The organism is Planctomycetota bacterium (assembly GCA_035574235.1).
In the GTDB taxonomy this organism is placed as follows: domain Bacteria; phylum Planctomycetota; class MHYJ01; order MHYJ01; family JACPRB01; genus DATLZA01.
Window position 1 is genome coordinate 1 of the sequence record DATLZA010000095.1, and the last position, 19,903, is coordinate 19,903.

Annotated in this window: 24 protein-coding genes; 10 read left to right on the forward strand and 14 right to left on the reverse strand. The window is 69.5% G+C overall.

Translation table 11 applies throughout. The features are described from left to right. Nucleotides 1-402, reverse strand: a 402-nt coding sequence (locus VNO22_07945) for a hypothetical protein (protein HXG61289.1), incomplete at its 3' end; no start/stop codon positions are given. Between the two features lie 2 nt (nucleotides 403-404). Then, on the reverse strand, nucleotides 405-1,667 hold the full coding sequence (locus VNO22_07950) for a folylpolyglutamate synthase/dihydrofolate synthase family protein (GenBank protein ID HXG61290.1): 1,263 nt from the start codon (nucleotides 1,665-1,667) through the stop codon (nucleotides 405-407). A 76-nt stretch (nucleotides 1,668-1,743) separates the two neighbouring features. Between VNO22_07950 and VNO22_07955 the strand changes: the two genes are divergently transcribed. Further along, nucleotides 1,744-2,625 (forward strand): DUF6263 family protein, encoded by an 882-nt coding sequence (locus tag VNO22_07955; GenBank protein ID HXG61291.1) that lies wholly within the window; start codon nucleotides 1,744-1,746, stop codon nucleotides 2,623-2,625. A gap of 13 nt (nucleotides 2,626-2,638) precedes the next feature. Here the strand turns inward: VNO22_07955 and VNO22_07960 are convergent, their stop codons facing one another. Then, a complete protein-coding gene (locus VNO22_07960; GenBank protein HXG61292.1) occupies nucleotides 2,639-3,199 on the reverse strand; it encodes an HAD family hydrolase in 561 nt (186 codons plus the stop codon). A gap of 91 nt (nucleotides 3,200-3,290) precedes the next feature. Between VNO22_07960 and VNO22_07965 the strand changes: the two genes are divergently transcribed. From VNO22_07965 to VNO22_07985, 5 genes are all read left to right on the forward strand, one after another. Next, nucleotides 3,291-4,058, forward strand: coding sequence for a hypothetical protein (locus tag VNO22_07965; protein ID HXG61293.1), 768 nt, complete (start codon nucleotides 3,291-3,293; stop codon nucleotides 4,056-4,058). Then, nucleotides 4,055-4,519, forward strand: coding sequence for a hypothetical protein (locus VNO22_07970; GenBank protein ID HXG61294.1), 465 nt, complete (start codon nucleotides 4,055-4,057; stop codon nucleotides 4,517-4,519). The genes VNO22_07965 and VNO22_07970 overlap by 4 nt, the downstream gene beginning before the upstream one ends. 58 nt (nucleotides 4,520-4,577) lie before the next feature. After that, entirely contained in the window at nucleotides 4,578-6,398 is a 1,821-nt protein-coding gene (typA, locus tag VNO22_07975; protein HXG61295.1) for a translational GTPase TypA, read from the forward strand. 142 nt (nucleotides 6,399-6,540) lie between these two features. Further along, complete coding sequence (locus VNO22_07980; GenBank protein ID HXG61296.1) at nucleotides 6,541-6,876, forward strand: hypothetical protein; 336 nt, start codon at nucleotides 6,541-6,543, stop codon at nucleotides 6,874-6,876. Between the two features lie 40 nt (nucleotides 6,877-6,916). Beyond that, nucleotides 6,917-7,783 carry a DUF6786 family protein gene (locus VNO22_07985; GenBank protein ID HXG61297.1) on the forward strand — a complete coding sequence of 289 codons (867 nt, stop codon included), beginning with the start codon at nucleotides 6,917-6,919 and terminating at the stop codon, nucleotides 7,781-7,783. Nucleotides 7,784-7,787: 4 nt separating this feature from the next. Here the strand turns inward: VNO22_07985 and VNO22_07990 are convergent, their stop codons facing one another. From VNO22_07990 to VNO22_08015, 6 genes are all read right to left on the reverse strand, one after another. Beyond that, nucleotides 7,788-8,801, reverse strand: a complete 1,014-nt coding sequence (locus tag VNO22_07990; GenBank protein HXG61298.1) for a M24 family metallopeptidase — start codon at nucleotides 8,799-8,801, stop codon at nucleotides 7,788-7,790. Next, nucleotides 8,798-10,162, reverse strand: a complete 1,365-nt coding sequence (gene xylB, locus VNO22_07995; protein ID HXG61299.1) for a xylulokinase — start codon at nucleotides 10,160-10,162, stop codon at nucleotides 8,798-8,800. The genes VNO22_07990 and xylB overlap by 4 nt, the downstream gene beginning before the upstream one ends. 6 nt (nucleotides 10,163-10,168) lie before the next feature. Beyond that, nucleotides 10,169-11,326, reverse strand: coding sequence for a xylose isomerase (gene xylA, locus VNO22_08000; GenBank protein ID HXG61300.1), 1,158 nt, complete (start codon nucleotides 11,324-11,326; stop codon nucleotides 10,169-10,171). A 105-nt stretch (nucleotides 11,327-11,431) separates the two neighbouring features. Beyond that, nucleotides 11,432-12,421 carry a sigma 54-interacting transcriptional regulator gene (locus tag VNO22_08005; protein ID HXG61301.1) on the reverse strand — a complete coding sequence of 330 codons (990 nt, stop codon included), beginning with the start codon at nucleotides 12,419-12,421 and terminating at the stop codon, nucleotides 11,432-11,434. Nucleotides 12,422-12,460: 39 nt separating this feature from the next. Further along, nucleotides 12,461-13,303 carry an ATP-dependent Clp protease proteolytic subunit gene (locus VNO22_08010; protein ID HXG61302.1) on the reverse strand — a complete coding sequence of 281 codons (843 nt, stop codon included), beginning with the start codon at nucleotides 13,301-13,303 and terminating at the stop codon, nucleotides 12,461-12,463. 16 nt (nucleotides 13,304-13,319) lie between these two features. Further along, nucleotides 13,320-14,063 (reverse strand): rhomboid family intramembrane serine protease, encoded by a 744-nt coding sequence (locus tag VNO22_08015; GenBank protein ID HXG61303.1) that lies wholly within the window; start codon nucleotides 14,061-14,063, stop codon nucleotides 13,320-13,322. A 313-nt stretch (nucleotides 14,064-14,376) separates the two neighbouring features. Between VNO22_08015 and VNO22_08020 the strand changes: the two genes are divergently transcribed. Both VNO22_08020 and VNO22_08025 read left to right on the forward strand, forming a co-directional pair. Then, nucleotides 14,377-14,598, forward strand: coding sequence for a hypothetical protein (locus VNO22_08020; protein ID HXG61304.1), 222 nt, complete (start codon nucleotides 14,377-14,379; stop codon nucleotides 14,596-14,598). A 26-nt stretch (nucleotides 14,599-14,624) separates the two neighbouring features. Beyond that, nucleotides 14,625-15,317 (forward strand): sigma-70 family RNA polymerase sigma factor, encoded by a 693-nt coding sequence (locus VNO22_08025; protein HXG61305.1) that lies wholly within the window; start codon nucleotides 14,625-14,627, stop codon nucleotides 15,315-15,317. Here VNO22_08025 and VNO22_08030 read toward each other — a convergent pair. Beyond that, nucleotides 15,242-15,865, reverse strand: coding sequence for a Maf family protein (locus tag VNO22_08030; protein HXG61306.1), 624 nt, complete (start codon nucleotides 15,863-15,865; stop codon nucleotides 15,242-15,244). The genes VNO22_08025 and VNO22_08030 overlap by 76 nt on opposite strands. Nucleotides 15,866-15,926: 61 nt before the next feature. On the opposite strand from VNO22_08030, the gene dusB reads away from it, so the two are divergent. Continuing rightward, nucleotides 15,927-16,901, forward strand: a complete 975-nt coding sequence (dusB, locus tag VNO22_08035; GenBank protein HXG61307.1) for a tRNA dihydrouridine synthase DusB — start codon at nucleotides 15,927-15,929, stop codon at nucleotides 16,899-16,901. Between the two features lie 6 nt (nucleotides 16,902-16,907). Here the strand turns inward: dusB and VNO22_08040 are convergent, their stop codons facing one another. Then, the gene (locus tag VNO22_08040; GenBank protein ID HXG61308.1) at nucleotides 16,908-17,294 is read right to left on the reverse strand and encodes a hypothetical protein; all 387 of its coding nucleotides are present in this window, start codon (nucleotides 17,292-17,294) and stop codon (nucleotides 16,908-16,910) included. Nucleotides 17,295-17,378: 84 nt separating this feature from the next. Next, nucleotides 17,379-18,155, reverse strand: coding sequence for a hypothetical protein (locus tag VNO22_08045; protein ID HXG61309.1), 777 nt, complete (start codon nucleotides 18,153-18,155; stop codon nucleotides 17,379-17,381). A 112-nt stretch (nucleotides 18,156-18,267) separates the two neighbouring features. Between VNO22_08045 and VNO22_08050 the strand changes: the two genes are divergently transcribed. Next, complete coding sequence (locus VNO22_08050) at nucleotides 18,268-18,960, forward strand: hypothetical protein (GenBank protein ID HXG61310.1); 693 nt, start codon at nucleotides 18,268-18,270, stop codon at nucleotides 18,958-18,960. Here the strand turns inward: VNO22_08050 and VNO22_08055 are convergent. Together VNO22_08055 and VNO22_08060 are read right to left on the reverse strand one after the other, a co-directional pair. Next, the gene (locus tag VNO22_08055; GenBank protein ID HXG61311.1) at nucleotides 18,944-19,366 is read right to left on the reverse strand and encodes a hypothetical protein; all 423 of its coding nucleotides are present in this window, start codon (nucleotides 19,364-19,366) and stop codon (nucleotides 18,944-18,946) included. The two genes, VNO22_08050 and VNO22_08055, sit on opposite strands and share 17 nt — an antisense overlap. A 16-nt stretch (nucleotides 19,367-19,382) precedes the next feature. Continuing rightward, the gene (locus VNO22_08060) at nucleotides 19,383-19,823 is read right to left on the reverse strand and encodes a hypothetical protein (GenBank protein HXG61312.1); all 441 of its coding nucleotides are present in this window, start codon (nucleotides 19,821-19,823) and stop codon (nucleotides 19,383-19,385) included. Nucleotides 19,824-19,903 lie beyond the last annotated feature (80 nt).

A 19,903-nucleotide genomic window follows, 5' to 3' on the forward strand; every position in this document is an offset into this window, starting at 1 on the left:
CAGACCGATCGGCGATCCGGGCGCCGCGTCGAGCGTCGCGGTCACGCCCACGGCCGCGGCGTCCGCGGCGGGGACGAGCACCGCCGAGTCGGTCGGGCAGGTGGCGGCTCCCTGCGAGGCGCGCGGGACGTTGTAGCGGTCCCCGCAGCGGGGGCAGGACAGGATGACCTGGTCGCGTTCGGCCAGAAGCCGCTGGACCTGGCCGGCGGTGAGGTATCCGCGCTCGACCATGATCTCGCCGAGGTTGCGGAAGACGCCGCGGGCGGCCAGCTCCGCCTGCGCGCGGAGGCATTCGGCCACCTGTTCGCGCGTCGCCAGGCCGCGCTCGGCCACCGCCTCGCCGAAGCGGCGGGAGTCCTCCGGAAGTTCCGGCGAGCGGGGCGGATCGCTCGGGGCCGGCACCGTCAGGCCTCCTTCCCCAGCCGTTCCAGGGCTTCGCCGGCCACGTAGAAGGAGCCGGTGACGACGACGGCGTCCCGCGGGCCGGCGATCGCGCGGGCCGCCTCGAGCGCCCGCTCCACGGAGTCCGCCCGCAGGGCGGGGATGTTCCGGGCGTGCCGGGCGAGCTCCCGCGGGTCGGCCGCGCGGGGGCTCCGGGCGCGCGTGAAGATCGCCAGATCCGTTCCGGGCAGGAGCGTTCGCAGCATCGCGACGTAATCCTTATCGGCCGACGCGCCGAAGACGAGCACGGTTCGGCGCCGGGGGAGGTCCCGGAGCGCCGCCTCCAGCGCGCGCGCGGCGACGGGGTTGTGCGCCGTGTCCACCACGATCCACGGGCGCCGCCTCACGACCTCCACGCGTCCGGGCAGGCGCAGGCGGGCGAGCGCCCGGCGCGCCTGGGCCCGCGTAAAGGGGACGCCCGCCGCCTCGAGCAGGGCGAGCGCCGTTCCGGCGTTGCCCGCCTGATGGACCCCCCATGCGGGAAGCGCGCATCGGTATACCTTTCCCCGCAGGCCTTCCACTTCGAATTCTAGCCTGCCGGGGCGCCGGGAGAGGAGCCGCACCCGAGGAACGAAAAGCCGTCCGTGCCGCCGCAGCTCCCGCCAGGCCGCCGGCCGCTGGGGGCTCGAGACGGCGGGCACCCCGGGCTTGAGGATCCCCGCCTTCTCCCGCGCGATCGCCCCGAGCGTCCGCCCGAGCTTGTCCATGTGGTCGTAGTCGATCGGCGTGATCGCGCAGGCGGCGGGCCGGATCACGTTGGTGGCGTCCAGGCGCCCGCCGAGCCCCACCTCGATCACCGCCCAGTCGACCTTCCAGCGGGCGAAAAGGAGAAAGGCCGCCGCGGTCATGGTTTCGAAGTAGGTCGGCCGCAGCCGGCGCAGAGGGCGCTCCATCCGGTTCATGGCCCAGACGAAATCCCGTTCCGTCATGGGGCGGCCGTCCCGGCGGATCCGTTCGCGCATGTCCACCAAGTGGGGCGAGGTATAAAGACCCGTCCGAAAGCCGGCCTCGCGCAGGACGGCCTCCGCCATGTGGGCGACGGAGCCCTTGCCCTTGGTGCCGGCAATGTGAAGGGATGGGAAAGTCCGCTCCGGATGGCCAAGCGCCTCGACGAGACGCCGCATCCGGTCCAGGTTGTACGTGTCGGGCGCATAGCGCGCCTGCATGCGTTCGTAGTCGGTGAACTTCGCCAGGTGGTCCAGGGCCTGCCGGTAGGTGCGGAACATAGGGGGGAGCGAAAAAGGTAACACAGGCCCGGGGATGTCGTCTATAGTGGAAGCCGATAAACTTCGGGAGAATGCTATGAAACCTGCCGTCGCTCTTATCGCCCTTCTTTTGGCCGCGCCCCAGGACGCGAAAGTCGAACTCCGGCTCAAGTATGAAAAGGGTCAGGTGCTCCGCTACAAGACGGTCCAGAAGACCGTCACGGAGGCGGCCGGGAACTCGCTCCAGCAGCAGATGGGATTCGTCTTCTCCATGAAGGTCGAGGACGTCGCCTCCGACGGCGCCGCCGCGCTCAAGTGCACGTACGAGGCCGTCAGCGTCAAGGCAACCGGTCTTCAGGATCTCGATTACGATTCCGAGAAGGACAAGGAAGTGCCCGACGAGCCGATGCTCCAGATGGTTTCGAAGCTCGTGGGACAATCCTTCGTCATGAAAATGACCCCGCTCGGGCGGGTGACGGACGTGAAGGGGTTCGACAAGATTCTCGAAACCATGATGGAGGCCGCCGGGGATGAGCAGGGCCGCCAGATGGCCAAGCAGATGCTCCAGCAGGTGTTCTCCGACGACGCCTTCAAGTCCATGATGCAGCAGATGAGCCCCGTGCTTCCGGAGGGAAAGGTCGGGCGAGGCGACACGTGGACGAACGATTATTCCGTCAAGCTTCCCATGCTCGGCGCCATCAAGTACTCGGTTCAGTCCCGGCTGGCCGACGTCCAGGGGAAAAGCGCCCACATCGATCAGGACATCAAGCTCGAGCTCAAGCCCGGGGAGAATCAGGACAACCCTCTGGCGGGGCTTTTCGAGCTCAAGAGCTCCAAGGGCCGGTCGAGCTGCGTCTTCGCCGTCGACCGGGGGCTTTTCCTGTCCCAGAAGGTCCAGATGGAGATGACGCTTTCGGCGGGCGGGCAGGAAATGCCCATCAAATCCGAGGCGGAGACGACCCTCGTCGAGAAGAAGTAGCGCGGCGGGGGCTTCAGGCGAGCCGAAGCTCGGCGAAAGACCGGAAGAGGACGAAGGGGACTCCGGCGGCGCGGGCCGCCTCTTCGTCGAAGCGGGAGTCGCCCACGACCACCGCCTCGGCCGGCCGCACGTCGAGGCGGCGGCAGGCCTCGAGCACCATGTCGGGCGCCGGCTTCGAGCGGGGCACCTGATCGGAGCCGACGACCGTGGCGAAGTGGCGCGCCAGGCCCGCCAAGGCGAGCGCCCGCTCGGCGACGGGGGTGGGGCTGTTGGTGATCACGGCCTTGGGCGCGGAAAGCGCCGCCAGCGCCCGGTCGGCTCCTTCCATCACCCGCAGGTGCGGAAGGTGGTCGGCGTAGAGCCGGGCGTACTCGGCCTGGATTTCGGGGATGGTGCGGCCGGGGTAGAACCGCCGCACGTCCTCTTCCACGCCCTGGCCCCACGTTTCCCGGTAGGTTTCGCGCGAGATGGGGGGATAGCCCAGCCGGCGGGCCACGTCGTTGAGGAGATGGAACCAGACCTCGTAGGTGTCCACGAGAACGCCGTCGAGGTCGAAGAGAACGGCCTTGGGCATCGGCGGGGAATGATAGCATAGACGGTCCGGGGGGTCAGCCCTTGCGCATTTTCGCCGGAAGTCGGGACTTCCGGCTCGGGGCGGCACTCGAATGGGAAAACTGGGGCTGTACGTTTCGGAAGCGGCGCGGAGGCCCGCGGCGGCGCTGGGCGTGGGGCTCGTCGCGTTTCCGCTGGCGAAACTCCTTTATCTTCCGAACTACATTCTGAATTTCCTTACCACCCTGGTTCATGAGATCGGACATTGCCTGATGGCGTGGGCTGTGGGACGCCCCTCGGTTCCGGCGGTCAGCCTGGCCGGAGGAGGGGTTACCGTCTGGGGCGAGCAGAGCGTTCTTCTGGCGGCGCTCCTCTGGATCGCTTTGGGGGCCGCGGCGCTCCGGTGGAAGGATCGGCCGGCGGCGCGGTGGATGCTGGGAGCGGCGTTCCTGCTTTATCCGGCGGCGGCTTTCACGCGGGCGAACGTCCTTTTGCCGGCGGCCGGCGGAGTGCTTTTGGAGATCGGAGGGGCGGCGGCGTGCTTTTACGTGTGCTGCCGTCCGACGCCGCCGCGTCGGCCTCCGGAGCGTCCGCTCTATGCCCTGTGGGGTTGGTGGATGCTGCTGAATCGGGCCGGCGAAACCGTCCTGATGCTCCGGGATCGCCGTTTCTGGGAGGAGCGGGCCGTCCTCGAGTCCGGTCTGGCGGCGGGGATGACGAGCGATCTGGAAGTGCTGCGCGCGGAAATGAACGTGGCGCCCGAGGCGATTCTTTGGAGTGTGCTGATTCTGAGTCTTGTGTCCCCTCCGGCGGCGGTTCTGGCGGCGCGCGGGACGCGGGCCGGTGGATCCACATCTTTCGAGAATGGAGTCGAATCATGAGCTTTTCGAAGAACGCGGGGTTCGGAGTTGTTGCGCTCGTGTGCGCCGCGGCCGCCGCCTGCGTGGAGCCCTCCAAGGCGGGGCAGGTGGAGCTGGCCGTGCGGGGGCTGGCGGATCTTCACTCCTGGGATCCCGTGCGCCAGGGGGAGGGCCAGTACGCGTACGACGTTCTCAAGAGCTCGGATCCGGCGGACGTCCTTCCCGCGCTCGTGGCGCATCTGACGGACGAGACGCCGACGGCGATCCACGACCGGCTGCTGGATCTGCGGCCCACGGTGGGGGACGTGTGTCTTCTGATGCTTCTCGAGTGGACCCGGATTCCGTGGCAGGAGTTCCTGGACGACGGGCTTTTCATCTCGTCGCAGCTGCCGAACCCCATTTTCTGCATCCGCTGGGACACGGCGGCCCGCAAGCGCGTGCAGGCGCGCTTCGCCCGGAGGCTGTCCCTGGTGCCCGAATAAGGGCGGCTCGGCACATTTGAAATCGGGTCCGGGCCCGGATATACTCTCCGCCCCGCATATGGAACTCCGCAACGTCGCCATCGTCGCGCACGTCGATCACGGGAAGACGACGCTCGTCGATCATCTCCTGCGCCAGTCGGGGGCGTTCCGATCCAACCAGGAGGTGGCCGAGTGCGTCATGGATTCCAACGCCCTCGAGCGCGAGCGCGGCATCACGATTCTCGCCAAGAACACGTCCGTCCTCTACCGGGGCGTGAAGATCAACATCATCGACACGCCCGGTCACCACGACTTCGGAGGGGAAGTGGAGCGGGTGCTCCGGATGGCCGACGGGTGCCTGCTTCTCGTGGACGCGGCCGACGGGCCGATGCCGCAGACGCGGTTCGTCCTGCGGAAGGCGCTCAGTCACGGTCTGGCGCCCATCGTCGTCATCAACAAGCTCGACAAGCCCGACGCCCGGCCTCAGGAGGTTCTGGAGGAGATTTTCTATCTCTTCATCGAACTTGAGGCGGGCGACGCGCAGATGGATTTCCCCGTGGTCTATGCGATCGGCCGGGCCGGCCGCTCGAAGCGGCGGCTCGAGGAGGACTGGCGGGACCTCACGCCCCTCTTCGAGACGATCCTCGAGCGCGTGCCGCCGCCGCAGGGCGACGCGGCGGCGCCGCTTCAGATCTCGGTGGCGAACATCGACTACAACGACTACGTCGGCCGCATGGCCATCGGCCGCGTGGCCCACGGGACGGTCCGCGCGGGGATGCCCGTGAGCCTTCTCAAGCGGGACGGCTCGCGGGTGGCCGGCACGGTCGCGGAGCTTCAGACGTTCGTCAACCTGCGCAAGGAGAAGGTGGCCGAGGCTCCGGCGGGCGAGATCGTCTGCGTCGTGGGTCTTCCGCAGGTGGACATCGGGGACACGATCGCGGGGGGCGAGGATCCGAAGCCGCTTCCGTTTCCGAAGATCGAGGAGCCGACGCTCTCGATGCATTTCATGGTGAACGACTCGCCCTTCAGCGGTCGGGAAGGGCAGTTCGTCACGTCGCGGCACCTGGGGGAGCGGCTGCGGCGGGAGACGCTTTCGGACGTGGCGCTGCGGGTCGAGCCCCTGGGGCCGGACGAGTGGAAGGTGTCCGGGAGGGGGCTCCTTCACCTGGGGATCCTTCTCGAGAACATGCGCCGGGAGGGGTACGAGCTTCAGGTGTCCAAGCCGGAGATGATCACGCGGCGGGAGGGCGACCGGGTGCTGGAGCCCGTGGAGCTGGCGATGGTGGACGTGCCCAACGAGTACGCCGGTCGCGTGATCGAGCTTTTCGGGGCGCGCAAGGGCTACGTCGAGAAGATGGACCAGCGCCACGAGCGCACGCACTTTCTCTTCCGCATCCCGGCGCGGGGTCTGGTAGGGCTGCCTTCGAAGCTGCTTTCGGCCACGCGCGGCCAGGCGATCCTTCACACTTCGTTCGAGGGGTACGAGGAGTGGAAAGGGGACATTCCGGAGCGTCAGGCGGGGGTGCTCATCGCCCAGGAAGAGGGTGAGGCCACCACCTACGCGCTCGACCATCTTCAGTCGCGGGGGGTCTTCTTCGTCACGCCCGGCACGCGCGTTTACGAGGGCATGATCGTCGGGGAGCACTGCAAGGACACGGATCTGGTCGTCAACGTGGCCCGGCGCAAGCGCCTCACGAACATGCGGGCGTCGACGTCGGACGCCACCATCGTGCTTCCTCAGGCGCGGATCTTCGGTCTGGAGGAGGCCCTCGAGTACATCAACGAGGACGAGCTCGTCGAGATCACTCCGAAGTCCGTCCGGATGCGCAAGAAGATCCTGGACGCCACCCGCCGCAAGCGCGTTTCGCGGCGCGAGATGGCCGAAGCCGAGGCGGAGTAAAGCGCCCACCCCCCCCTGTTCCCTTGTTGCGGCTTCCGGAAGCGCGGCTCGTAAGTGACAGAATGGGACATCCACATAAGAGACCTAAAATGACACATGCGTCCCGTACCCAAGAATGGGAACGCGAGCGAAGGAGGGACGCATGTTTCCGGTCGATCGGGCTCCGGGGTACGTCCGGGAGGCGTGGGCGGCGGCGGCGCGGCTTCAGGAGCGGACGACGCCGGCGCAGTACGCCGCGCTGGTGGCGCGGGCGCGGCGGCTGCTTTCGGGGCTCTTCCGCGTCGAGATCCGGCTGGACGAGGAGACGCAGGTCCGGATCGCCCTCCGGGAACGCTTCGTGCCGGAGCGGGTCAAGCAGGCAATTCTGAACGTGGCGACGTGGCGGCTCATCGAGGATCTGGCGGGGGCCTGGAGCGGGCGGGCGGCGGCGCCGGCGCCGGTCCGGCGGCGCCAGGAGCCGGCGGCGGTGGGCGCTTAGATTTTTCCCTCCGGGCGTCCGGGAGGATACACTTCCCTGCGTGAGGCTCGTGGCGGCGGCGGTGGCGGGGACGGCCCTTCTCGGATGCGCGGGGTCCTTCGCCGACGATTGGGCGAGGGCGCGCCGGCGGGGAGAGGTCGTCGTCCTTTCGGATCGCGAAGGCTTCGCGCGGGTGCTGGTGGGGCCCGAGCGGGGCGGGGCGGTGCTGACGAGCACGGCCGGCGGCGCCGGAGGCCGGAGCTTCGGGTGGCTGGACGAGGATCTTCGGCCCGGCGAGGACCGTCCTGAGCTGGGTCCGGAGGGGCCGTTCCTCCTCGTCGAGCGGGACGCGTCGCGCGTCCGCCTGCGGCGGAGCGGCGATCTTGAGCTTGAGCGGACGGTGCGGCTTCTGCCGCCGGAGGATGCCTGGAGGGCGGCCGGGGCGGTGTCCCGGCCCAACGTGCGCGCGGTGGCCTACGAGACGGATACGCGCGTGCGTTCCGCGCGAGGAGCGCCTTTTCCCCCGCGGCTCGTCGTGACGGGCCGGTTCCGGGCGCTTCCGGGAGCCTGGGCGCTGGCTTCGACCGCCGGCGGTCCGGCCGTTCTCCAGGTCGGCGGCGATTCGCCGGGCGGGGCGCGCGCCGGCGGGAAGGCCGGTGTTTTCGATCCGGGGGCCGGCGTCCTGACCGTGGTGCGCTGCGGCCCGCGCGCCGGGGCTTCCGGGGAGGCGGTCGTCCGCCTGGCCGCCGGAGGCGGTCTCGAGGAGCCCTACGTCGAAATCGCCGGAGAAAGCGCCCCCGAGCGCCGGGGCCTCCGGCTGGTCCGGCAGGTCCTTCACTTCGTCGGGCCGGAGGGGGAGCTCGGGGCGATCTTGAGAGAGGCGCTCGACGTCGATCCCGAGGCGCTTCCGCCCGGCCGCGCGGAGTGATCCCTTATGATCCGAGGCGCAGGATGTCCGGTCGCGTGCCGCAGACCGGCCAGCCCGGCGTGGCCGTGAGCAGCTCGCCCGAGGAGAGAATCGTGTCCTCGGATTTCGTGCCGGCGATCGAAGGGTTCCAGCCGACCGCCTGGCGCTCGAGAATCCGTCGCGTTTCCGTGGGGGTGGCCCGGAAGTCCCGCCCTTCGTAGCCCACGGGGCCTCCCTGGTGGTGGCGCGTCCATTCGTCGGGAAACCCCGCGTCCCGGTAGGCGCGGATTCCGGCCGCCAAAGCGTCGCACCAGCGCGCGCCCGGCCGGGTCGCCGCGTGGAAGGTCGCGTCCACCGCGCATACCGCCTCGTGCCGGCGGCGGAGATCCGCCGGCAGGCGCCGCCCGAAGTGCACCAGGCGCGTCGCCGCGACGGTCAGGCCCCGCAGCCGGGGACAGACCGCGACCATCACGGTCCGGACGAGCTTCCGCGCCGTCGGGATCGGATGCCGGTAGCGCCGGATCCGGTCGTCGGCGGCCACGAGAAGCACCGGCAGGTGGATCCCCAGCGTCCGGAAGGCGCCCAGGAGGCGCGCGGCGACTTCGTGCTCGGAGAGTCCCGGCCGCAGGCGGGGAAGCTCGCGGGCGAGGATCTCGCCCGTCGCGCGCCCGAGCTCGCGGATCGTGCGCAGCTCGCCGCGCGTCAGGGGGGCCCGAAGGTCCGCGAAGGGATCGTCCGGAACGTCGGTCGCGAACCGCCCCCGGGGCGCCCGGCGCGGCTCCCACCAGGGGGAAACCTCGAACGTCCATCCGTCGCCGAACTCCTCCTCCCGCAGCCGGCGATCTTCGATGGTGTCGCAATAGACGACTTTCCGGCGGGGCGTCCAGAGGACGGAGGCCACGCCGGTGGAGCTGGCGGAATCCACGTGGACGTCGGCGCCGTCGGCGATCCAGGCGATGTTGGCGCGGCGGCGGAACCACGCGCCCTCGTAGCCGTGGCGGCGGCAGAAGTCCGCCAGGCGGGCTTCCTTCTCGTTCACACGAGCGACCGCGCCGCCGGGTAGAGCCTCCGGTAGCGCTCGTACTCCCGGTCGTACGAACGCCTGGGGCGCGTCACGGAGGTTTCCCGGACCACCCGGTCCGTGGCTTCTTCGACGCTGCGGAACGCGCCCACGCCCACGGCCGCGAGGATCGCCGACCCGTAGGCGGCGCCTTCCTCGCTGGTGTTGACGGTGATGACGGGGATTCCGAGCACGTCGGCGATGATCTGCCGCCAGACGGGGCTTTTCATTCCGCCGCCGGTGACGCGCACGGAGGTCGCCTTCATGATCTCCTGCGCGTCGCGGAGCGCGAACGCCGTTCCCTCGAGCACCGCGCGCACGAAATGGGAACGGTCGTGGTCCGGCGACAGACCCGCGAAGATTCCGCGCACGGCGGTGTCGGCGTACGGGGTGCGCTCTCCCACGAGATACGGGGCGAAGAGAAGCCCGCGGGAGTCCTTGGCGATGGGAGCCCGATCGACCTTCGCGCCGACCACCTTGAGGATCCAGTCGAACGCGCGCGTTCCGGTGAGCATGCACCCGAGCTGCATGAAGCGGCCGGGGGCGGGATGGGCGAACGTGTGGACCCGCATCTCGGGATCCACCACGGGGCGGTCATGGACGGCGATCAGGACGTTCGACGTCCCCATGCTGGCCGACGCCTGGCCGGGCCGGACGACGCCGAGTCCCACGGCCGCCGCGCCGTTGTCCGAGGCGCCTCCGACGACCGGGATGCCCTTCCATCGGCCCACGATTTCCGTGGAACCGCACGGGGGCGGGAAGAGCCGCGGATCCACGCCCACGCGCTCGAGCACCTCCGAGGCCCACCGGCCCTCGGAGAGATGCCAGGCCACCATCCCCGAGGCGTCCGAGATCTCCTGCCGCAGTTCTCCCGTCAGACGCAGGCGCACGTAGTCCTTGCAGAGGACGACGGCCCGTCCGAGCGACTGGCCGTTCCGGCGGCGCCAGAGGAGATGGGGGAGCGTGAAGCCCGCGAAGGGCTTGTTGCCGACCGTCGAGCGCAGAAGGTCCGCTCCGCAGCGCTCGAGGATCTCGGCGCATTCGGCTTCCGAGCGGCCGTCGCACCAGAGGATCGCCCGGCCCGTGGGCTCAAGCCCGGGGCCGTCCAGGCAGACCTCCGAGTGCATCATGCCGTCCAAGCCGATCGCGTCGGCCGGTCCGAGCTCCCGGAGGACGGCGAGCGTGGCGCGGACCCAGTCTTCGGGGCGGTGCTCCGCGCGGTTTCCTTCCGCGTAGAGGCGGTAGCTCCGGCGGGCGGTCTTGAGGACCTTGCCCTGGGGAAAGCGCACCAGGACCCCCTTGGTCCCGGAGGTCCCGATGTCGATCCCGATCGCCTTCATCGGAGGTTAGCCGCGCACCCCCAGGAGAAGCTCCATGACGAGCTGGTCGAGCTTCTCGTAGCGGTACCCCTTCTGGGCCATCTTTTCGATGTCGAACTTCTCTTTGGCGAGCTTGGCGTGGCCGTCCCTGGAGTACTTGGGGGAAGGCTCGTGGAGGTCCTTGCGGTAGAGGGCCTGGATCTCCTTGTCCTTGGCGAAGAGCTTGGCCTTGTGGGCCAGGATCTTGTAGGTGCGCATGCAGCCGGCGGCGAAGTCCCAGACGCCCTCGGGGTCCTCGGTGCGGTAGGCGTGGGCGTCGAAGTGGCGGGCGCCCTCGTAGCCGGATTCCTCGAGGAGCTTGACGAGGAAGAACGCCCCCTTGATGTCCTCGCTGCCGAAGCGCAGGTCCTGGTCGAACCGCCCGATCTTCTGGTTGTTGAGGTCGATGTGGAAGAGCTTGCCCGCCTCGATGGCCTGGGCGACGACGTGGTAGAAGTTGAGCCCCGCCATCATCTCGTGGCCGACCTCGGGGTTGACGCCGACCATCTCGGGGTGATCGAGCGTCTCGATGAACGCGAGGACCGATCCGGTGGTCGACAGGTAGATGTCGCCGCGGGGCTCGTTGGGCTTGGCCTCGATGGCGAAGCGGACGTCGTACTTGCGGTCCTTGGCGTAGTGGGTGATGTAGTTGAGGGCCTCCCGGTACCGCTTGATGGCCTCGACGGCGTTCTTGCCCGAGTCCGTTTCCACGCCTTCGCGGCCGCCCCACATGACGTAGACGGGGGCCTTGAAGCGGCCCACGCAGATGTCGATTCCCGCGCAGACCTTCTGCAACGCGTAGCGGCGCACGGCCGGATCGGGCGAGGTGAAGGCGCCGTCGCGGAAGACGGGATGGGAGAAGAGATTGGTCGTTCCCATGGAGACGACCATGCCGTTGTCCTTGAGGGCCTTCTCGAACTCCTTGATCTTGCGCTCGCGGGTGGGCTCGTCGTCGTCGATTCCCCAGAGGTCGTTGTCGTGCAGGCACACCCCCCAGGCGCCGAGCTTGGCCAGACGCTCGACGATGTAGGGGGGCTCGAAGCGGGGCCGCACCACCGGGCCGAACGGATCGGCGCCGCGGTTTCCGACCGTCCAGAGACCGAACGAGAACTTGTCCGCCTTGGTGGGAGTGAACGGATCGGCCATGGCTGAGCCCCCCTTCTGGTTCGAGAAATCCTCGGAATCCGCCCCTACAGGACCCGGGAGTATACCCCCGGCCCGATCGGCGTGTAAAGGAAACGGCGCGGCGGGTCAGGCGCGGGGGCGGAAATCGCGCGGGGAGATCCCGTAGCGGCGGGCCAGCTGCGCCAGGCGCGTCCGATGGACGCCCGTCTGGGCGGCGGCGCGGCTGACGCTGCCTCCGGCGCGGCGGAAGGCTTCCACCAGGAACGCCCGTTCGACCGCCTCGCGGGCGAGTTTCTTGGCGCGCGCGAGCTCCCGGGCCGTCCGGGGCGGCTCCAAGGGAAAAGCCCCCGCGGCGACGCCCCGCAGGAAGTCCGGAAGGTCCGCCTCCCGCACCAGGGGGCCCGGCGCCAGAAGCGCCGCGTAGCGCACGGCGTTGCGGAGCTCCCGCACGTTGCCCGGCCAGTCGTAGGCCCGCAGGCGCTCGAGGGCCTCCGGGGCGAAGCCCGCCAGCGGCCGGCGCAGGTCCCGGGCGTCGCGCTCGAGGAAATGCCGCGCCAGGGTCTCAAGATCCTCGCGCCGCTCGCGCAGCGGCGGCAGCCGCAGGGCCACGACGTTGAGCCGGAAGAAGAGATCCCGCCGGAAACGGCCCGCCCGGACGAGCTCCTCGAGGTCGCGGTTCGTGGCGCAGACGACGCGCACGTCCACCCGGCGGGCGCGGGGGGAACCCACGGGCTGGATTTCCCCCTCCTGGAGCGTGCGCAGGAGCTTGGCCTGCAGGGCCGGGCTCATGTCGCCGACTTCGTCGAGGAAAATCGTGCCCCCGTGGGCGGCTTCGAACTTGCCGATCGCGTCGGCGACCGCTCCGGTGAACGCCCCGCGGACGTGGCCGAACAGCTCGCTGTCCAGGAGCGTCTCGGGCAGCGCCGCGCAGTTGATGGCGACGAAGGGGCCCGGGCGGCGGGCCGAAAGCGCGTGAAGCGCCCGCGCGAAGAGCTCCTTGCCCGTTCCGCTTTCCCCGAGCAGAAGGACCGGAGCGTCCGTGGGGGCGGCCTTCTCGAGCACCCGGAGCGCCCGCCGGAGCGCGGGGCTCTCGCCGACGATTCCGTGGAGTCCCATCCCCGCTTCCCATCATACCCGGCCGGCGGCGCGGCGCGCCTACGTTCGGCCGGGCGCGGCGGGACGGGGAACGGGCCGCCGCGGGACGGGCACGTACTCCACGCTGGGCTGGTGGCGCACGGGCTGGGGAAAAAGCGCCATGAGGCGCAGCACGGATTCCGGCATCTCGGATCGCACGGGAAGCCCCAGGCGGCGCGCTTCCTCGAACGTGATCGGATAGTCGTGCGTCCAGGTGCCCTCGGAAAGAAGCCGAGCCAGCTCGTCCGCCTTCTCGGCAGGCATCCGTCCCTCGAGGATCTCGCGGACGCTCGAGCGCACCTGGACCACGGCCTTTTCGGCCTGATCGGCCAGGATGAGCGTCTCGTCGTCCACCTCGGCGACGGGCTTCTGGCGCACGACCTTCAGGAGCGAGGACGCGGGGTACTTGCCCACCTGGGGATCCACGGGGCCGAGCACCGCATGTTCGCTCATGACGATTTCGTGCGCCGCCAGCGCGATGAGTGTCCCTCCGGACATCGCGTAATGCGGAACGAAGACCGTGACCTTGCCCCGGTGCTTCCGGATCGCCCGGGCGATCTGAAGCGAGGCGAGGACCAGTCCGCCGGGCGTGTGAAGAATGAGATCGAGCGGCATCTCCGGATCCGTCATGTGGATCGCCCGGAGGACCTGCTCGGAGTCGTTCACGTCGATGTAGCGCAGCACCGGGAATCCGAGCAGGCTCATCGTTTCCTGGCGGTGAACGAGGAGAATGACGCGCGAGCCGCGCTCCTGTTCGATGCGGCCGATCAGGCGCTGGCGGGAAGCCTCCAGGAGACGCTGGCGGAGGATCGGCTGGATCGCCGTCACGGCGAAGAAGATCCAGAAGACGTCGAACGGACTCATGGTTCTCCCTCGCGGTTCACTCCCAGATCGTGCGCCGGGGCCGCCGGGGGACGTACGTCCAGGCGCCCTCGATCCAGAACTCGTCCGGCTCGTACCGTCGCCACGACCGCCCGCGCCGGATGAAGAACCGATGCAGGCAGACTCCCGCCGCGAAGCCCCCCACATGGGCCCACCAGGCCACCCCTCCCGTCTGTTCCGGCGCCAGAAGCGTGGTTACCGTGCCGGACAGGATCTGCGTGGCCAGCCAGTACGCCAGGTAGGTGAAGGCCGGAAGTTCGAAGAAGACGGGGTAAAAGAGCACCGGCATCATGAGAATCAGGCGGGCCCGCGGGAAGAGCAGGAAATACGCCCCCATGACGCCGGAAATGGCTCCCGAGGCGCCGATCGTGGGAACGGTCGAGCCCGCGTTGAACAGGCAATGCACGATTCCCGCCGCCAGGCCGCACAGGAAGTAGAAAACGAGGAATCGCCGTGTTCCCATCCGGTCCTCGACGTTGTCCCCGAAGATCCAGAGCGTCCACAGGTTCCCCAGCACGTGCATCCAGCCTCCGTGCAGGAACATGTGCGTGACCAGGGATCCCCAGCGCTCCGGTTCCTCCGCCAGACGGGCCGGCACCACTCCGAGCAGGCGGAAGACCCGCTCCAGCGTCTCCTCCGGCAGCGCCAGCTCGACGAGGAAGACCGCCGCATTGACCACGATGAGCCCCAGGACCGCCACCGGCGGATGGCGGCCGGGCACGGTGTCCTGCAACGGCAACATGTTCCCCGCGAGCGGCGGAGCAACCCTCGTGCCAAAGAGCCGCCGCCTTGGAAGAGAGGGCGGGGGTCCTGTCAGTTTGGCGGGCGATCGGGGATCGCTGTAACCTTCCGGTCCCCGATGTCGTAGATGGGGGTGACCCTAGGTGAAGCGCCGGCCGCTGCCCCGGCGGGCGCTTTCCGAAACCCGTTCCCGGCCAGGCGCCGCCCGGCGCCTGGTCTGGCGGCCCGCGGATGCTGGTATATCCCCCCTCGACCCCCGCGGGTCGCTCTATCGGCGGGGCCGCTGGAGGGGGGAGAAAGGGGGAAGAGGCGTCATGGAAAGCATGGGATTCGGCACGATCGGATGCGATCCCGGCGCGGAGGACGTTCGGGCGCTGGAGGTCCTGCGGGCCGAGCGGCGGCGGCTGGCCGACCTGGCCGCCCGCTACAGCGCCTTCGGGTTCGAAAGCCTGGCCCGGGAGTGCAAAGCCCGGCTGGCCGACCTCCGGCATGAGATCCGCCGGCGGTGCCGCGAGCTCGGAAAGCAAGCGATTTGAGGCCGGACTCGATACAATGAGGGCGCATGAGGGACCATGACACCCAGATGATGGGAGCGCAGATCCGCTTCCAGACCACCCAGTGGACCCTCGTGCGCGCCTCCGAAGACCTCAAAGCGCTGGACGATCTCATTTCGATCTACTGGAAGCCGCTCTACTTCTACGTTCGCCAGCGGGGATATTCGAACGAAGCCGCCAAGGACATCGTCCAGGAGTTTCTGACCGGCCTCCTCGAGCGCGGGGCGATCGGCCGGGCGGATCCCTCGCGGGGGCGGTTCCGGACGTTCCTTCTGACGTCCCTTTCCCGGTTCCTTCAGGACTGGGCCAAGGCGGCCGGGCGGCAGAAGCGCGGCGCCGGCCAGACGATTCTGTCCCTGGACTTCGCCGCCGGCGAGCGGGAGTATGCGCTCCAGGTGGCGGCCGGGGAACCGCCCGAGCGGGTGCTTCACCGGGCCTGGGCCCGGAGCCTGTGGGAGCGTTCGCTGGCGCAGCTGAAGGCGGAGCCGGCGCACCGGGAGGCGTTCCGGCTGTATCTGGCCGACGCGGATTACAAGACCATCTGCGCCCGCACGGGGCTTTCGGAGGCGGCCGCGAAAACCGCCGTTCACCGGCTCAAGGCGCAGCTTCGCGAGATCGTGCTCGGTCACATCCGCCGCACGGTTTCGAGCGAGGAAGAGGTCCGGGCGGAGCTTGCGGAGTTCCTGGCCCTTATGCGCTGAGGGGCGCGCTCCGGCGCTCCCAGGTTCCGCAGCAGCGGTTCCAGTTCCTCCATCGGCAGGCCGATGACGTTCGTCACCGAGCCCTCGACCCGCTCGATCAGGGGATCCCGTCCGGGCTTGAGGGCGTACCCGCCGGCGAAACGCGTGGGATCGGTGCGGGCCAGGATTTTCTCGAGCGGGGGATTTTGCCGCACCGTGACGCGGGAGCGGACGAAGCGCTCGATGCGGAAGCGGTTTTTCTGGAGCACGACGCCCGTGCCGATGAAGTGCGTCCGGCCGGCCAGCGCCTGAAAGAGCCGCCGGGCGGCCTCCCGGCTGCGGGGCTTCCCGTAGAGCCGTCCTCGGAACTCCATCATCGTGTCGGCGGCCAGGACCCAGGTGTTCGGAAAGCGCCGCGCGACGGCCTGCGCCTTCCGGCGCGCGTTGGCCAGGCAGGTGGCGCGGAGCGTCGCGCGCCGCACCTCGCGGACGCCGGAAGGGACGACCTTGAAGCGGTAGCCCCGCAGGAGTTTTCGCCGTGCGGGCGAAGCCGAAGCCAGGATGAACATGGCGGGGATTCTACCATCGGAGGCTCGATTCCGCGCCTTTCGGCGGGTATGCTGGCGGGGCATGGCGCTCCGGTATCGAATTCTCCAGTCGCCCATGGCCGGCTGCACGGATCTCGCGTTCCGGCGGATCGCCCGCCGGTTCGGCTGCCAGATGGCGTTCACGGAGATGGTCAAGGACCGTCCGGTCGTGGAGGGGAGCGGGCGGACCTTCGAGATGCTTCGGACGGCCGACTGGGACCATCCGCTCGGAATGCAGCTGGTGGGGCGCGACCCGAACCTCATGGCGGAGGCGGCCCGGCGGCTCGAGGGGCTCGGGGCGGATCTCATCGACGTGAATCTCGGCTGTCCGGTGCCCAAGGTGGTCAACGCCGGCTGCGGCGCGGCGCTTCTGAAGGAGCCCGAGCAGGTGGGCCGGATTCTCGAGGCCATGATCCGGGCGGTGCGGGTGCCCGTGACGATCAAGATGCGCACGGGCTTCGACGAGGGGGACGACGAGCGCTTCTACCGCATCCTCCGGATCGCTTCCTCGTGCGGGGTGGCCGCGATCACGGTTCACGGCCGCACCCGCGAGCAGATGTACCGGGGGCAGGCGAATCTCGAGACGATCCGGAGGGCCAAGGAGGCGGCGACCGTGCCGGTGATCGGCAACGGCGACATCCGCGGCGGAGCGGACGCGAAGCGCATGTTCGAGGCGACGGGCTGCGACGGGGTGATGGTGGCCCGGGGGGCGTTGGGAAATCCCTGGATCTACCGGGAGATCGAGCAGTATCTGGCGACGGGGACGCTTCCTCCGCCGCCGACGCCGGCGGAGCGGGCGGCGGTGCTTCGCGATCACTTCGCCTGCCAGCGGGAGCTGTACGGGGACGCGCTGGCCTGCCGGCTGATCCGGCGGGTGATCCACTGGTTCGTCAAGGGCGCCTCGGGGTCCGCCGCGCTGCGCGAGAAGGGGAACCGGATCGAGTCTCCCGAGGAGTTCGAGGCGCTGGCGGCCGAGTTCGAGCGGTCCGAACTCGAGGAAGCGGTCGGGAACGTCTAGGACCCGTCAGTCCGTCAGGCGCGGGTTGTAGGGGACCTGAGGCCGCTCCACGACTTCGACGGTTTCGTACTCCTTGACCTGGTCGGAGTTGAACTCCTTGCCGCACTCGTAGCTGGTGCAGCGGTACTCCTTGACGTCGGCGGCGCTGAAGACGTTGATTTCGTTCTTCTTGACGCGGTTGCCGCCGCAGAAGGGGCACTTGGCGCGCTTCCAGTACTTCTTGGGCGTTTCCGCGGCGGAGGCCGCTTCGACCTTCTGTCCGGCCTCGTTGACGACGACCTTCCGGGGCTTGATCCTACCGGCGGCTTCGTCCTTGCAGCGATGGCAATACTTGCCGAAAGCCTTGTGACCGCAGGGGAACTTCTGCTTCTGCCGGCGCGACTTGTGGGCCATGAATGCTCCTTCCCGTGGGGGTAAACCGGGGATATACATTTAGCCGCTCGGGCGCGGCATTGCAACGCAAAAGAGAAGGGCGGATTATCCCTCGATCGCCAGTTTGACCCGGCGGATGACGAGCGAGATGAAAAAGACCGCCGCGATGACGCCCCAAAGCCCCCAGGCGTGGCCGAAGACCGCCGGAAGAAAAAAGACGACCCCGATCACCCCGAGGGCGAGCGTCCGTATCACGTGCGCCCGCATCGGCTGCCCGCGGAAGAACGCCAGCCAGGCCAGGAAGTAGAGCGCGGCCAGGCCCGCCCCCGCGTACGCGGCATATTCGCCCCGCGCGGCCTGCCGGCGCTCCTCGGCGGTCTTCCAGGAGGCCGGGCCGCGGGCGGAAAGAACGGCGGCCTTGAGGTCCAGCCGCGCTTCCTTCTCCAGCGGCTCGGGAGCGAAGACGAGAAGGATCGCGCTTTTGGGCTGCAGAGGCAGGGCCACGGCGATTCCGAAGCAGGGCATCCCTTCGCGGACGAACCGGACCTCCGCGCCGTCCACGGAGAACTCGCTCCACGATTCCTTCCGGGCGCGCGCCTCCGCGTCCGGCGGCAGGAGGGCCATCTTCGCGAGCGTCTTGGGAAGGATCGGCTCGTCCGGGTCCAGCATCCGGTCTCCGGGGATGATCGCGAACCACACCCGTTCCCAGTCCGCCGGTCCGGCCGGGCGTTCCCAGAGCGAGAGGTACACCCGGTCCTTGCCCGGCCGGTACCCGCGCGGCAGCGTGACCTGAAGCGGAGGATCGGAGTGCGTCACCGTGATGGGTCCGCCGTCCGGCTCCTGAAGTCCGGCGACGAGAAGAACGGCCAGGATCGGATTCATGCGCTCCCCCGGTCGAGCACCGGTGTCCGCCCTCATTCTACCATGGGGGCCGCCCTCGGCGTGTCCGGGAAAGGCGTTGTCCCGCCGCACGGAGCGGTGGTATCCTGCGGGGGTGGGCAAAGCTCTCCGGGGAGGCGCGGCGCTCGCGGCGGCGCTTCTGGCCGGCTGCGCCCGGCCGGCCCCGGGCCCGCCGCCGGCCGAACTCCTGGACCCTGCGCGGTTGAGACGCGAGACCCTCGAGACGCTCGAGGCTCTCGAGCGCGGCTTCTACACTCATTGGGGCGCCGTGGAGCGGACCCGGGAGTTCGCGCGCCTGACGCCGCGCCACGCGCCGGAGCTGCGCCGGGTGGCCGAGGCCAACGTCCCGGCGTCCCTCATGGCGCTTCGGGTCCTGGACCGTCTGGCGCCGCCGGGGGAGTCTTTCGGCGCCGAGGCGCGGGCAATCCTCTACGTCTCCGCGCTCGAGCGGGAAACGAACTTCGCCCGCTGGGGCGCTCCCGCCCCGGACGGGATTCTTCCGGGAATCTACGGCCAGGAATTGATCGCCCTGGGCGGGGCGGCGGCGCCTCATCTCCGGCGGCTTCTGGCGGATCGCCGCCGCGCCCCGGTGCGGGGAGCGGGCTCGGCCGACCGGCGGAACGCCCTCCGCGGCGACCGAGTGTGCGATTACGCGTGGCTCTTCCTGGCGGCGATCCTGGGAAAACCCGTGGTCTACGAGGACGACCCCGACCTCCGGGACGCGCGGATCCGGGCGTTCGATCTCGAGCTCGACCGGGCGGCGCGCGGCCTCAGGCCGGCCCGATGAGATGTTCCACGATGTCGGCGATCTCGCCGACCTTGAAGGGCCGGTTGACCACGACCACCGTGCGCAGGAAGCAGCGGGCGGCGGCGTCTCCTTCGTCTTCGTCGGCGATCAGGATGAGCTTGGGGGGGATCTTCATCGGCCGCAGGTCCGCCAGAAGGTCGTCCATCGACTTCTGGAGGTTCGTCGAGGTGACGACGATGTCGTAGGGACGGTGGCGGAGCCGCTCGCGGGCGTCTTCGGCCCGCGTCCAGGCGCTCACCTCGTATCCGCAGGCCTCCAGGGAATTGCGGATCATGGCGCCTTCGCGGTAGTCCGCGTCCGCGATGAGGACGGACTTGACGCGCGGCTCGGCCGCAGGCGGCTTTTGTTCCATGCCCTTGCTGTCGAAGGTCGTCGAGACTCCCATGTCCGCATCTCCGGCGCTACGCCCGCCGCCGGTCCTCCTCCCAGGGGTCGCCGGCCAGGACGCGCGCGGCCTCGACGACGTCCCGCAGCGCGCAGGGGCGCCGCAGGATCGAGAGGCAGGGAACGGTGTCCAGAGCCTCCCGGTCGCGAAGCTGGCCTTCCTCGGCCAGAATCAGGGCCGGCGGAGGCGCGGGGGCCCGGGCCGCCTCCTCCAGGATCGCCCGCAGAGCGGCTTCTCCCCACCCGGCGGAGGCGATCACGAGATCGTACCGGCGCTCCCGGGTCCGCCGGCGCCCCTCGGCCGGGTCGCGGACGAGATTAAGATAATAACCGCGCTCCTCGAGCGCAAGCCGCATCGCGGATCCCCAGGCTTCGTCCGGCTCGATGATGAGGATCCTCCGCAGGCGGACGCGGCGGGTGGGGGGGCGCCGGTCCAGGGCCGAGTCCATCGCCGTCATATTCCCTCCTCAGGCCCCGCCGGGGGGCCTTCGCGCGCCATGAGGTTGATAACACATGAAACATGGGTTGTCAACCCCGA

What these genes read in the sequence shown, in the direction of transcription:
- VNO22_07950 (HXG61290.1), bottom strand. Translation starts at nt 1,667, where the DNA reads ATGTTCCGCACCTACCGGCAGGCCCTGGACCACCTGGCGAAGTTCACC.
- VNO22_07955 (HXG61291.1), top strand. Translation starts at nt 1,744, where the DNA reads ATGAAACCTGCCGTCGCTCTTATCGCCCTTCTTTTGGCCGCGCCCCAG.
- VNO22_07960 (HXG61292.1), bottom strand. Translation starts at nt 3,199, where the DNA reads ATGCCCAAGGCCGTTCTCTTCGACCTCGACGGCGTTCTCGTGGACACC.
- VNO22_07965 (HXG61293.1), top strand. Translation starts at nt 3,291, where the DNA reads ATGGGAAAACTGGGGCTGTACGTTTCGGAAGCGGCGCGGAGGCCCGCG.
- VNO22_07970 (HXG61294.1), top strand. Translation starts at nt 4,055, where the DNA reads ATGAGCTTTTCGAAGAACGCGGGGTTCGGAGTTGTTGCGCTCGTGTGC.
- typA (HXG61295.1), top strand. Translation starts at nt 4,578, where the DNA reads ATGGAACTCCGCAACGTCGCCATCGTCGCGCACGTCGATCACGGGAAG.
- VNO22_07980 (HXG61296.1), top strand. Translation starts at nt 6,541, where the DNA reads ATGTTTCCGGTCGATCGGGCTCCGGGGTACGTCCGGGAGGCGTGGGCG.
- xylB (HXG61299.1), bottom strand. Translation starts at nt 10,162, where the DNA reads ATGAAGGCGATCGGGATCGACATCGGGACCTCCGGGACCAAGGGGGTC.
- xylA (HXG61300.1), bottom strand. Translation starts at nt 11,326, where the DNA reads ATGGCCGATCCGTTCACTCCCACCAAGGCGGACAAGTTCTCGTTCGGT.
- VNO22_08005 (HXG61301.1), bottom strand. Translation starts at nt 12,421, where the DNA reads ATGGGACTCCACGGAATCGTCGGCGAGAGCCCCGCGCTCCGGCGGGCG.
- VNO22_08010 (HXG61302.1), bottom strand. Translation starts at nt 13,303, where the DNA reads ATGAGTCCGTTCGACGTCTTCTGGATCTTCTTCGCCGTGACGGCGATC.
- VNO22_08015 (HXG61303.1), bottom strand. Translation starts at nt 14,063, where the DNA reads ATGTTGCCGTTGCAGGACACCGTGCCCGGCCGCCATCCGCCGGTGGCG.
- VNO22_08020 (HXG61304.1), top strand. Translation starts at nt 14,377, where the DNA reads ATGGAAAGCATGGGATTCGGCACGATCGGATGCGATCCCGGCGCGGAG.
- VNO22_08025 (HXG61305.1), top strand. Translation starts at nt 14,625, where the DNA reads ATGAGGGACCATGACACCCAGATGATGGGAGCGCAGATCCGCTTCCAG.
- VNO22_08030 (HXG61306.1), bottom strand. Translation starts at nt 15,865, where the DNA reads ATGTTCATCCTGGCTTCGGCTTCGCCCGCACGGCGAAAACTCCTGCGG.
- dusB (HXG61307.1), top strand. Translation starts at nt 15,927, where the DNA reads ATGGCGCTCCGGTATCGAATTCTCCAGTCGCCCATGGCCGGCTGCACG.
- VNO22_08040 (HXG61308.1), bottom strand. Translation starts at nt 17,294, where the DNA reads ATGGCCCACAAGTCGCGCCGGCAGAAGCAGAAGTTCCCCTGCGGTCAC.
- VNO22_08045 (HXG61309.1), bottom strand. Translation starts at nt 18,155, where the DNA reads ATGAATCCGATCCTGGCCGTTCTTCTCGTCGCCGGACTTCAGGAGCCG.
- VNO22_08055 (HXG61311.1), bottom strand. Translation starts at nt 19,366, where the DNA reads ATGGGAGTCTCGACGACCTTCGACAGCAAGGGCATGGAACAAAAGCCG.
- VNO22_08060 (HXG61312.1), bottom strand. Translation starts at nt 19,823, where the DNA reads ATGACGGCGATGGACTCGGCCCTGGACCGGCGCCCCCCCACCCGCCGC.